Consider the following 11311-nt stretch of genomic DNA (forward strand, 5'->3'; position numbering starts at 1 on the left):
GCATCGCTTTCCTGCTGACGGGACTCACGTTACGGAGCATTGCGGACAGGTCGTGTCCTCTATGGACCCCTAGAACGGAAAGTTCGTCCGGCCGTGCTGCACCGAGATCCACTTCTGGGTGGTGAAGGCCTCCACCGTGGCCTCGCCGCCCAGCCGGCCCAGGCCCGAGGCCTTCTCGCCGCCGAAGGCGGTCAGCGGCTCGTCGCCGATGGTGGAGTCGTTGACGTGGATCATTCCGGTCTCGATGCGCTGCGCGAAGCGGACGCCGCGCTCGACGTCCCGCGTGTGCACGGCTCCGCTCAGCCCGTAGGGGGTGGCGTTGGTCAGGCGCACGGCCTCGTCCTCGCCGTCGAAGACCACCAGCAGGGCCACGGGGCCGAAGATCTCCTGGCCCAGCAGGGGGGAGTCCTCGGGGAGTCCGGCCAGGACGGTCGGTTCGACGAGGTTGCCGCGCGTAGACCCTCGGACGAGCGCCCGGGCGCCCGATTCGACGGCGCGGTCCACGAGCGCGGTCAGGGCGTCGGCCTGGAAGGAGTTGATCAGCGGGCCGATGTGGGTGTCGGCCTCGCGGGGGTCGCCGGTCTTCAGGGCGCGGACCCGGGCGGTGAACTTCTGCGTGAACTCCTCGGCCACGGAGGCGTCGACGAGGATCCGGTTGGCGGCCATGCAGACCTGGCCCTGGAAGACGAAGCGGCTGAAGACGGCCGCGTCCACCGCGTAGTCGACGTCGGCGTCGTCGAGGACGACGAGGGCGCTGTTGCCGCTCAGTTCCAGGACGGTCCGCTTGAAGTGGCGGGCGGCGACGGCTCCGACGTGCCGGCCGGTGCGGTCGGACCCGGCGAAGGAGATGACCTTCGGGACGGGGTGGGTGAGGATCGCGTCGCCTATCTCGGCGATGTCGGTGACCAGGACGTTGAGGAGTCCGGCGGGCAGCCCCGCGTCCTCGAAGATCTTGGCGATGATCCCGCCGCCCGCGACCGGGGCGTTCTGGTTCGGCTTGATCAGGACGGCGTTGCCCAGCGCCAGGGCCGGGGCGACCGACTTCAGGGTGACCAGGAAGGGGAAGTTGAAGGGGCTGATCACGGCGACGACCCCGACGGGCAGGCGCTGGACCCGGTTCTCCTTGCCCGCGACCGGCGAGGGCAGGATGCGGCCCTCGGGGCGGACGGCCAGCTGGATCGCCTCGCGCAGGAACTCCATCGCGAGGTGGACCTCGTACTCGGCCTTGGGACGGGTCCCGCCGAGCTCGTCGATCATCGCCTCGACGATCTCCTTGTGGCGTTCCTCGGTGATGCGCAGGGCGCGTTCGAGGACGGCACGTCTCGCGTAGGGGCTGGTCGCCGCCCAGTCGCGCTGGGCCCGCTCGGCCGCGCGGTAGGCCCGGTCCACCTGCTCGACGGTGGCCACCGTGATGGCCGCGAGCTTCTCCCCGTTGTACGGGTTGACGTCGATGATGTCCCACGAACCGGTGCCGGCCAGCCATTCGCCGTCGATGTACTGGTGAGCCAGGTCGGTGAATATCGACATGCCATCCCTTACTGCGAGCGCGCACCCGTGCGCTGCACCGGAGACCGATCGGTCAGTCATGCACTGATCAGACGTCATAGTACGTGCGGATCAAGACAGTTGGAGCAGTCCACGCAGGAGATCACGTGTCTTGTCAGGGTCTGGACAATCGGCCTGAAGCCGTTCCATCGCCCGCGAGTACTGCCCCACTTCCTCTTCTTTGTCCAGGTAGAGGGCACTGGTGAGCTGTTCCAGATACACGATGTCCTGCAGGTCGGACTCGGGGAAGCGCAGCAGGGTGAAGGCTCCGCTCTCGCCCGCGTGCCCGCCGAAGGAGAAGGGCATCACCTGGAGGTGCACGTTGGGCCGCTGGCTGATCTCGATCAGGTGTTCCAGCTGTCCGCGCATCACGTCGCGGTCGCCGTAGGGACGGCGCAGCGCGGCCTCGTCGAGGACGGCGTGGAAGACCGGGGCGTTCTCGGAGACCAGGACCTTCTGGCGTTCCAGGCGCAGCGCCACGCGGCGGTCGATCTCGGCGGCGCCCGCGCCGGGCATGCCGCGCTGGACGACGGCGTGCGCGTACGCCTCCGTCTGGAGCAGGCCGTGGATGAACTGCACCTCGTAGATGCGGATGAGGGAGGCCGCCCCCTCCAGTCCGACGTACGTCTGGAACCACCCGGGCAGCACGTCGCCGTAACTGTGCCACCAGCCCGCCGCGTTGGCCTCCCGGACCAGCCCCAGCAGGGACTCGCGCTCCGCGCCGTCCGTGACCCCGTAGAGCGTCAGGAGGTCTTCGACGTCCCTGGCCTTGAAGCTCACCCTTCCCAACTCCAAGCGGCTGATCTTCGATTCGGATGCGCGGATCGAGTAGCCGGCCGCCTCACGGGTGATGCCGCGGGATTCTCGGAGTCGCCTGAGCTGTGAGCCCAGGAGGATGCGGCGCACCACGGAACCGCTGGCTTCTGCGGTCACTAGTCCTGCCCTCCCCATCGCAATGTCTGCGCGTGTGCGTCGTGGGCCCCCGTACCCCGGTGCGAGAGTCTGCCACCAAAACGCATCGGACCGTACTCGTTCTGTAACGGAATCCGGCGTCCCGGAAAAGAAGTCCGTAAGTATGCGTAGGAAGAAATGAGCAAGAACCGTCACGTGAGTGGACAGGTCCGGCGCGTGCACGTGCATCTGCCCTTGCATCCGGCTTCGGCATTCGGAACGATGGTGCCGCGCACCTGCGTGCTCTTCGCGCCGGCGCCGGACCCACCCCGCAGTTCTCTTCGGACAAAGCCGCCGCGCCGTCCGCGAATCCCGGGAGTGCCTCGCATGGGGACGAATGGATCGACCGTGCTAGAGCCGTTACGGCAGGGGCTGCCCCCGGTCGACCCCACGGCTGTCTCCGGGTCCGCGTCCTGTGCGCTTCCCGCCCGCTTCGAGGCGGTGCGCGGCGCCCGTTCGTTCACCCGGTCCACCCTGTCCCAGTGGGGCCTGGACGACCGCTTCGACGACGTCTCCCTGGTCGTGTCCGAACTCGTCACCAACGCGCTGCGGCACGCCCTGCCGGACGACGCGCGCGGCTGCGGCGGGGAGCCCGAGGGCTCCGTGCGGCTGCACCTGATGCGGTGGAGCACCCGGCTGGTGTGCGCGGTGCGCGACCCCAGCGAGGAGCGGCCGGGCGGCGCGTTCGCACCGGAGCGGACGGACGAGAACTGCGACCTGGAGTCCGGGCGCGGGCTGTTCCTCGTGGACGCCTACAGCGACAACTGGGGCTGGCACCCGCTCGCGGGCAGGCTGACCGGCAAGGTCGTCTGGGCGCTCTTCATGCTCCAGGACTGACCCTCCCGAGGGGTCCGCGCCGACGGGGGGCGCAACGCTGCGAACAGGACGACTGGCCGGGGTTGATCGTTTCGATCAGTCCCGGCCAGTGCACGTGCACGGCTCGAATTGATGCGCTGTTCCGTCAGGCGATCAGATGATCGAACTCCCCGTCCTTGACGCCCAGCAGCAGCGCCTCGATCTCGGCCGGCGTGTACACGAGCGCCGGTCCGTCGGGAAAGCGCGAATTGCGCATGGCGACGTCGCCGCCGGGCAGTCTGGCGAACTCCACGCAGGATCCCTGCGAGTTGCTGTGTCTGCTCTTCTGCCAGGTCAGCTCATACAAGGAAGCGAGTTCTGCAGCTGCCATCCCGTTGTACGCGTGGTCCACAGGAAGCCCCCGATAGTGCAGATGTCAACTCCACCGGATCATAGCTGTGTTCATCAGTGCATGCATGGGCAGATGCACGTGCACGCGCGGTACCGCACCCGTCACTGTTGATCACTTTTCTACGGGCGGAGCGCCTCGGAGACCTCGTCCAGCGCCTCCAGCAGCTGCTCCCCGGCCCCCCGCAGAACGGCCGTTCCCGGGGCGTTCCCGTCGGGCAGCAGTCCGCGGACCCCGTCCCACTCCGGGACCCGCCGCTCCCGCACCGCCTTCGCCCCCGCCTCGGTCGCCTCGCGCAGGGCCCGCGCCAGCTCCGCCGCCCCCGGCACGGGGGCGTGGGTCCGGTCCGGCAGGTGGGCCTCCCACAGCATCGCGTGGCGGCCCAGCGCCGCCAGGGCCTCCCCCGCCCCGTCGGCGGCCGCACGGGACAGCCCCCGGTGCCGCACCGGCTCCCCCGCCGCCCGGGCGAGCGCCTCCTGCCAGGCGATCCGGGCGTCCCGGGACTCCAGCAGCGCCTCCCGCACGTCGGCCCGCCGGGCCCCGGCCGGGTCCGCGTACTGCCCGAGCACGGCGGCCGCGTACCGCCCGACGGCCGCCAGCCAGTCGGCGAGGCGCGTCCGCAGCCGCGGGGTCTCCCAGGCGGGGTAGACGGCGTACGCCACCATCGCCAGGACCCCGCCGATCAGGGTGAGGGCGATCCGGTCGGGGACGGTCTGGTCCCATCGGACGCCGCCCATGCCGAGCAGGAAGACCACGTAGGCCGATGTGAAGACCTGCGCGACGGCGTACCCGGTGCGCATCAGGGCGTACATCAGGCCCGCGCTGACCACCGCGAGCGCGCCCGACAGGTACATCCCCGGCTGCGCCAGCTGCACGATCGCCGTCGCGACGCCGACCCCGACCAGGGTGCCGCCGAACCGGGCCACCGCCCGGGACCAGGTCTGGGTGAAGTCGGGCCGCATCACCATCACCGAGGTCATCGGCGCCCAGTAGGCGTGCCCGAACGGCAGCGCGTGCCCGATCAGGTACCCCGCGCAGGCCACCGTCGTGACCCGGACGGCGTGCCGCAGGATCGGCGACCCCGGCCGCAGCTCGGCCCGTACGGCCCGCGCCACCAGCGGCGCCAGCTCCGCGAGCGAGGGCCGCAGCCTCGACTCGGCCGGATCGGCGATCCGCCCGGACCCCGGCCCCGACCCCGGCCCGGCCGTCTCCAGGACGTCGTCCAGCAGCACCGCCAGCCGCCGCGCGGCCCGCAGCGGCGCGTCCCCGAGCAGGTCGGGCAGGTCGGGGGCCTTGAGCACCGACAGGGCCGGCGCGGGCAGCCGTACGGGGTCCCCGTGGCGGATCGCGTGCGCGGCGGCGTCCAGCACCGTCCCGGCGGCGGCGAGCAGCTCCCGCACGCGCTCCCGGGCCGGGCCCCGCGCGGGCGCCCCGACGGCCGGGTCGGCGAGCGAGGCCAGCACGGGCCGGATCCGCTCGGCCAGGCCCCGCGCCCCGTGCAGTTCGGCCGGCCGCCGCCGGGCCTGGCGGACGGTGACGGCGGCGGCGTCCCGGGCCTTCATCAGCGGCACGGGGTCGAAGGAGGCGGCCGGGTCCTGCCGCAGCCGGCGGGCGTAGTCGGCCTCGGCGGCGAGCGCGTCGGCCAGGGCGTCGCGGCGGTCGCCCCAGCGGCGGATCGGGAAGAGCACGATCAGCAGCGCCTGGACCACCCCGCCGGCGGCGATCACCACCGCGTGCCCGGCGGCCTGCGCGACGGAGGTCGGCAGGGTGACGGTGACCAGCATGATCGCGACGTTGCCGGAGGCGATGATCCCGGCGGTGGGCCCGGCCGCCCACAGCAGCCCCGTCACGAACGTCCAGACGGCGAGCAGGAGCAGGAAGAGCCCGGTGGTGGAGGAGCCGACCAGGTAGCCGACGAAGGTGGAGACGGCCAGGGTCAGCCCCGAGGCGAGGGCGAGCACCGGGCGCGGGCGCCAGCTCTGCTGGAAGGAGGCGATGGCCGCCATGAAGGCGCCGAAGGCGGAACTGGCGGCCGCCCCGGGCCCGAGGAAGGCCAGGCCGAAGCCGATGACGAGCGCGAGCCCGGCGGCGGCGCGGACCGCGGCGAGGGGCTCCAGCCGGGTCCGTTCCACCGTCATGCCCGAGCGGGCGGTGTCCTTCAGCGCCCGGAGCCAGCTCATGGCGTCGAGCGTAGCCGTTTTCAGGGTTTCTTCAGGGTTTCTTCAGGTTTGTGCGCAGCCCTTGCCCCGCTGTTCCATGGGACGGATCATCAACCGGCCGCAGTCACGGTCCGGCCGTCGTCCGAAAGGTGGGTACGCACATGCTCCGCAATGGCCTTGAGCCCTGGCACCTGATCATCGTCCTGGTGGTGTGCCTGCTGGTGTTCGGCTCGAAGAAGCTGCCCGACATGGCCCGTTCCCTGGGGAAGTCGGCGCGCATCCTGAAGTCGGAGGCCCGCGCGATGCGCACGGAGGACGCCGCCCGGCCGGAGGCCCGCCCGGAGACCCCCGCCGAGAGCCGCGCCGAGACCCCGGCCGTCCCGACCTCGGCCGTCCAGCCCCCGGCCGCCTAGCCTCCGGCCTCCGGCCCTAGCCCCTGCCGGGAAGCGGGGGCCGCCGCCCCGCGCCCACGTGCGCGGCGTCGGCGGCCGCCGTGCCGTCCTCCCAGCCCGCGTGGTCGGTGGCGCCGCGCAGCCGGGTCGTCGTGGTCCGGGGGAACATCTCGTCCGCCCGCGAGGTGACGGCGACGTCCCGGGCCACCAGGGCCGGCAGGTTGTCGGCCGCCTCGGTGGCCGTGTGCTCGGCGGTCTCCGCCAGACGGCGGCCGAGCCGGCTGGCGTAGGCGAGCAGGAAGGACTGCCGGAAGGTCTTGGTCCGCTTGCGCCCGCCGGCGCGCTGCGCCGCTTCGGCCCGGGTCATCGCCGCCGTGCCCTGCACGAGCAGCGAGGTGTGGAGCAGCTCCACCGCCTCCAGGTCGCTCTCGAAGCCGACCACCGTGGAGAACTCGAAGCCGCTGTTCCACACCGCCCGGCAGCGGTTGGCGGTGGCCACCGCGTCCAGCAGCACCGCCTTGGCCTCCTCGTACGGGGGCTCCACCCCGATCCGGCAGGCCCCCGGGACCTGCGCCGGGCCGCCGCCGCGGGCCGCGAGCAGCGCCTCGTCCACCGTGTGGCGGGCCATCAGCTCCTGCGCCTTCGCGCTGAGCGCCTCGGCCTCCTCCGGGTACGTCGTCGCCTCGGCCTTCGCCAGCAGCGCCCGGATCCGCCCCAGCATCCGCGGCTCGATGTGCGCGTGCGCCTGCTCGGTGAGGTCGCCGGGGAGCGGGCCGACCGGTTCGATCGACGGCAGCCGCACCAGCAGTCGCATCACCTCCAGGACGGCCGTGGCCAGGGTGAACCGGTCCGCCTTGACGCGCCGCGCGAGCGCTTCGGCGTACGCCCCGTCCTCGTCCCACCAGACCTCGGCATCGGTCCACCCCTCCGGGAGGCGTGCGTAGCGGCGCCCCTCGGCGGCCACCAGGTCGGCGGTGATCCGCAGGTGGAGCTCGTCCAGGTCGCGGCGGACCAGCCGCAGCACGTCGGCGGGCTGCCAGCCCCGCTCCCAGGCCTGCCGTACGTACGCCTCCCCGCGCGCGAGCAGCTCCCGCCCGACCCCGCCCCACCGCGCGGGGTCGGCGGCGAGCACCGAGGCGCCCGTGTCCAGCCCGGCGTCGTCCTGGGCGTAGAGGGCGGCGGCGAAGGCCCGGTCAACGGTTTCGGCGAACTCACTCACCCCTTCAGCTTGACATGCCCCCCCACGCCCTCCCGGCCCGCTCCCGGGCCGCTCCCGGGCCGCTCCCGGCCCGCTCCCGGCGCGCGGGCCCCGCCGGGAAGGCCCTTGTCAGACCCGGGTGGGACACTCGCACCCGTGAGCGACGCACCCGGCCCCTGGGCCCTCGCCGAAGACGGCGACGGCTGGTGGCACGCCGCGCCCGTGCCGCCCGCCACCGGCCCCCGCCTGCGCGTCCGCGACCCCGCCGAGGCCGTCCGGGCCGCCCCCGCCGCGACCCGTTGGATCTGGCGGTCCACCGCCGCCGTCTACCCCCGCCTGCTCGCCGCCGGCGTCCGTGTCGAGCGCTGCTACGACGTCGAGGACGCCGAGCTGCTGCTCCTCGGCCACGAGGGCCGCTTCGGCGAACCCCGCTCCGCGGCCGCCGCCTGGGCCCGCCTCAACGACGCGCCCGTCCCCGCGGACCCCCCGCAGCGTGCCGCCGAACCCGGCACCCAGGACTCCCTCTTCGACCCGCGGCCCGTCGTCCCCGTCGCCCTCGACGCCCTGCTCGCCGTCCACGCCGACCAGGCGCGCCGCCTCGCCGCGACCGACCGTCCCGACCGGATGCGGCTGCTCACCGCCTCGGAGTCGGCCGCGTTCCTGATCGCCGCCGAGATGCACCGGGCCGGACTGCCCTGGCGGGCCGACGTCCACCGCGCCCTGCTGACCGAGCTGCTGGGCGAGCGCTACGCGGGCCGTGGCGAGCCCCGCCGCCTCGCCGCGCTCGCCGACGAGGTCTCCGCCGCGTTCGGCCGCCGCGTGCGGCCCGACCTGCCGGCCGACGTCATCAAGGCGTTCGCGGAGGCCGGGATCCCCCTGCGGTCCACCCGCCGCTGGGAGATCCAGGAGCTCGACCATCCGGCCGTGGAACCGCTGATCGCCTACAAGAAGCTGTACCGGATCTACACCGCCCACGGCTGGTCCTGGCTGGCCGACTGGGTCCACGACGGCCGGTTCCGGCCCGAGTTCCTCCCCGGCGGCACCCTCACCGGCCGCTGGGTCACCAACGGCGGCGGGGCGCTGCAGATCCCGAAGGTGATCCGGCGGGCTGTCGTCGCCGACCCCGGCTGGCGGCTGGTCGTCGCCGACGCCGACCAGATGGAGCCGCGCGTCCTCGCCGCGATCTCCCGCGACCCGGCCTTCATGGAGGTGGCGGGCCGCGCCGAGGACCTCTACGCGGCCGTCTCCCGCCAGGGCTTCTCCGGCGACCGGGAGCAGGCCAAGCTCGCCGTGCTCGGCGCGGTCTACGGGCAGACCTCCGGCGACGGCCTGAAGAACCTGGCCGCCCTGCGCCGCCGGTTCCCGAGGGCGGTGGCCTGCGTGGACGAGGCCGCGCGGGCGGGCGAGGAGGGCCGGCTCGTACGGACCTGGCTCGGCCGGACCTGCCCGCCGCCCGTGACCGCCGCCGAGGACGACGGGGGCGAGGCGGGGCTCCCCCAGGACTCCGGGGACCTCCCGGACGGCACCGGGCGCCGCCCGGACCGCGGGAGCCGCCCCGACGGCTGGACACCGGGCCACGCCTCCGCCGACACCCGCGCCCGGGGCCGCTTCACCCGCAACTTCGTCGTGCAGGGCAGCGCCGCCGACTGGGCCCTGCTGATGCTCGCCGCGCTGCGCCAGTCCCTCGCCTCGGCGGGGATGCGCGCGGAGCTGGTGTTCTTCCAGCACGACGAGGTGATCGTGCACTGCCCCGCCGAGGAGGCGCCGGCCGTCGCCGAGGCGATCCGGGCCGCCGCCGACCGGGCGGGCCGCCTCACCTTCGGCGACACCCCCGTCCGCTTCCCGTTCACCACCGCGGTCGTGGAGTGCTACGCCGACGCGAAATGACCCGCGTCGGCCGCCGGGTGCACGGGCCGTTCCTCAGGCCCGGCCGAAGTCGTGGAAGTACACGTGGAACTCCTCGCGCACGAAGCCCTCCGACTCGTACAGCCCCTGCGCGACCCGGTTGTCGTAGGCGGTCTCCAGCTGCACCCCCGCCACCCCTTCCTCCCGCGCCCGGCGCAGCACTTCGCGCAGCAGCGCCCGGCCCGCGCCGGTGCAGCGGCCGGGCGGGGCGACGTAGAGGTCGTTCAGGATCCACGCCGTGCCCAGGGTGAGGGAGGAGAAGGCCCGGTAGACCTGTGCGAAGCCGACCGTGCCGGCTCCGGGCACGTCCGCGAGCAGCACCAGTGACTCGCCCTTCCCGATGCGCCGCGCGAGGAACTCCCGGGCGCCCTGCGGGTCCCGGGCCGCGGGCACCCCGTAGAAGTCGAGGTAGCCGAGGAACAGCCCGGTGGCCGTCTCCACGTCCGCCCCGCCCGCCTCGCGGATCTCCACCGTCAGGTCGTCACCCATGTACGTCTCCCTCGTTCCGCCGTCGTGCCCGCCCCATTGTGCGCGGGGCGGGCGGGCGGGAGCGGCGGATCCGGGAGGTTCCTCAGTGGTGGCCCGTGACGGGCTGCGGGGGCAGCCTGAAGAGGTGCTGGGGGGTGACGACCCGGGTGATGGCCTCGCCGAACAGGGCACTGGGCTCGGCGCCGTCGGAGGCGGTGTCCGTGTTGAGCAGGACGACCAGGGTGGCCCGCTCCTGCGGCAGGTACACGGTCAGCGACTGGTAGCCGGGCAGGGACCCGTTGTGGCCGATCCAGCCCTCGACGTTGAAGATGCCCAGGCCGTAGCCGGTGTCCGGGAGGTCACCGGCCGGGCTCACCTTCAGCCGCTGCGCCTGGGTGGCGGGGGTCAGCAGGGTGCCGGTGGCCAGGGTCTTCGCCCAGCTCCGCAGGTCGGGGAGGTCGGAGATCATCGCTCCGGCCGCCCAGCCCCAGGAGGGGTTCCAGTCGGTGGCGTCCTCGGTCTTCCCGCCGGCGGTCTGGTCCGTGTAGCCGTGCGCGTGCGGCCTCGGGAACTCCGCGCCGGTCGGGAAGAGGGTGTGCTTCAGCCCGGCGGGCTTGACCACCTGCTGGTCGATGTAGTCGGCGAGCTTCTTCCCGCTCACCTTCTCCACCACCAGCCCCAGCAGGATCAGGTTGGTGTTGGAGTACTCGAACCTGGCGTCCGGCGCGAAGTTCACGGGGTGCCCGAAGGAGTACGCGAGGAGCTCCCGCGGGGTGAAGTTCCGCCGGGGGTTGCTCGTCAGGGCCTTGAAGAACCCTTCGTCCTCGGAGTAGTTGAACAGTCCGCTGCGCATGCCGGCCAGCTCGCGCAGGGTGATCCTGCCGCCGTTCGGGACGCCCGCGACGTACTTGCCGATGGGGTCGTCCAGGCCCACCTTGCCCTGGTCGACCAGTCTCAGCAGGGCCGTCACGGTGAAGGTCTTCGTCTCGCTGCCGATCCGCATGTTCAGGCCGGGTGTCATGGGCGTTCCGGTCGCCTTGTCGGCCACGCCGAAGGCCCGTACGTACTCGCCCTTGCCGGGGGCGGAGAGGGCCACGATGACCCCGGGGACCCTGGCCTCGCGCTGCACCTTCAGCACCGCCGCGTCCAGCCGGGCCGCCACCTCGGGGGTGAGCTTCGGGAACCCCTGGGCCGCGGGGGTCGGTGGGGGCGTGGCCGCGGGGGTCGCGGCGGCCGCCGCCGGGGGCGCGTCCGCGTACCGGGCGTAGCCCGCTCCGACGCCGACCGGCACCACCACCAGACCCGCCGCGGCGGCCGCGACCGCCGCGCTGCGCCACCGTGTCGTCATGCCCGGCCTCCTGCCCGTGCGCCGCCGCTCCCTCCCCACGCTAGCCCCGCCCTCCTCGCCCCTGCGACCGCAGGGGCGAGGAGGGCCCGGAAGAGGAAGGGGGGCGAGGCCGGGGCGGGCGGGACGCGGGACGCGGGCCGG

At 73.5% G+C, this 11311-nt stretch carries 10 protein-coding genes; 3 read left to right on the forward strand and 7 right to left on the reverse strand.

The window, feature by feature from the left end; all coding sequences use genetic code 11:
* Positions 1 to 69: 69 nt before the first annotated feature.
* A complete protein-coding gene (locus ABZW32_RS23655; protein ID WP_356218884.1) occupies positions 70 to 1527 on the reverse strand; it encodes an aldehyde dehydrogenase family protein in 1458 nt (485 codons plus the stop codon).
* 90 nt (positions 1528 to 1617) lie between these two features.
* Complete coding sequence (locus ABZW32_RS23660) at positions 1618 to 2496, reverse strand: helix-turn-helix transcriptional regulator (RefSeq protein WP_356218887.1); 879 nt, start codon at positions 2494 to 2496, stop codon at positions 1618 to 1620.
* 327 nt (positions 2497 to 2823) lie between these two features.
* Here ABZW32_RS23660 and ABZW32_RS23665 point away from each other — a divergent pair, with 327 nt between their 5' ends.
* Positions 2824 to 3333: an ATP-binding protein gene (locus ABZW32_RS23665; RefSeq protein WP_356218890.1), complete on the forward strand. Its 510-nt coding sequence runs from the start codon at positions 2824 to 2826 to the stop codon at positions 3331 to 3333.
* 124 nt (positions 3334 to 3457) lie between these two features.
* Here ABZW32_RS23665 and ABZW32_RS23670 read toward each other — a convergent pair whose 3' ends face one another.
* Together ABZW32_RS23670 and ABZW32_RS23675 are read right to left on the reverse strand one after the other, a co-directional pair.
* Complete coding sequence (locus ABZW32_RS23670; RefSeq protein WP_356218893.1) at positions 3458 to 3703, reverse strand: DUF397 domain-containing protein; 246 nt, start codon at positions 3701 to 3703, stop codon at positions 3458 to 3460.
* 119 nt (positions 3704 to 3822) lie between these two features.
* Complete coding sequence (locus tag ABZW32_RS23675) at positions 3823 to 5880, reverse strand: FUSC family protein (protein WP_356218896.1); 2058 nt, start codon at positions 5878 to 5880, stop codon at positions 3823 to 3825.
* 140 nt (positions 5881 to 6020) lie between these two features.
* On the opposite strand from ABZW32_RS23675, the gene tatA reads away from it, so the two are divergent.
* Positions 6021 to 6272 (forward strand): Sec-independent protein translocase subunit TatA, encoded by a 252-nt coding sequence (tatA, locus tag ABZW32_RS23680; RefSeq protein ID WP_356218899.1) that lies wholly within the window; start codon positions 6021 to 6023, stop codon positions 6270 to 6272.
* Positions 6273 to 6288: 16 nt separating this feature from the next.
* Here tatA and ABZW32_RS23685 read toward each other — a convergent pair whose 3' ends face one another.
* Positions 6289 to 7470 (reverse strand): DUF2786 domain-containing protein, encoded by a 1182-nt coding sequence (locus tag ABZW32_RS23685; RefSeq protein ID WP_356218902.1) that lies wholly within the window; start codon positions 7468 to 7470, stop codon positions 6289 to 6291.
* 201 nt (positions 7471 to 7671) lie between these two features.
* Here ABZW32_RS23685 and ABZW32_RS23690 point away from each other — a divergent pair, with 201 nt between their 5' ends.
* A complete protein-coding gene (locus tag ABZW32_RS23690; protein ID WP_356218974.1) occupies positions 7672 to 9336 on the forward strand; it encodes a bifunctional 3'-5' exonuclease/DNA polymerase in 1665 nt (554 codons plus the stop codon).
* Positions 9337 to 9369: 33 nt separating this feature from the next.
* Here the strand turns inward: ABZW32_RS23690 and ABZW32_RS23695 are convergent, their stop codons facing one another.
* Together ABZW32_RS23695 and ABZW32_RS23700 are read right to left on the reverse strand one after the other, a co-directional pair.
* Complete coding sequence (locus ABZW32_RS23695; protein ID WP_356218905.1) at positions 9370 to 9843, reverse strand: GNAT family N-acetyltransferase; 474 nt, start codon at positions 9841 to 9843, stop codon at positions 9370 to 9372.
* 82 nt (positions 9844 to 9925) lie between these two features.
* Positions 9926 to 11170: a serine hydrolase domain-containing protein gene (locus ABZW32_RS23700; RefSeq protein WP_356218908.1), complete on the reverse strand. Its 1245-nt coding sequence runs from the start codon at positions 11168 to 11170 to the stop codon at positions 9926 to 9928.
* Positions 11171 to 11311: the final 141 nt, after the last annotated feature.

Source organism: Streptomyces sp. NPDC004667 (assembly GCF_040609475.1).
Classification (GTDB): domain Bacteria; phylum Actinomycetota; class Actinomycetes; order Streptomycetales; family Streptomycetaceae; genus Streptomyces.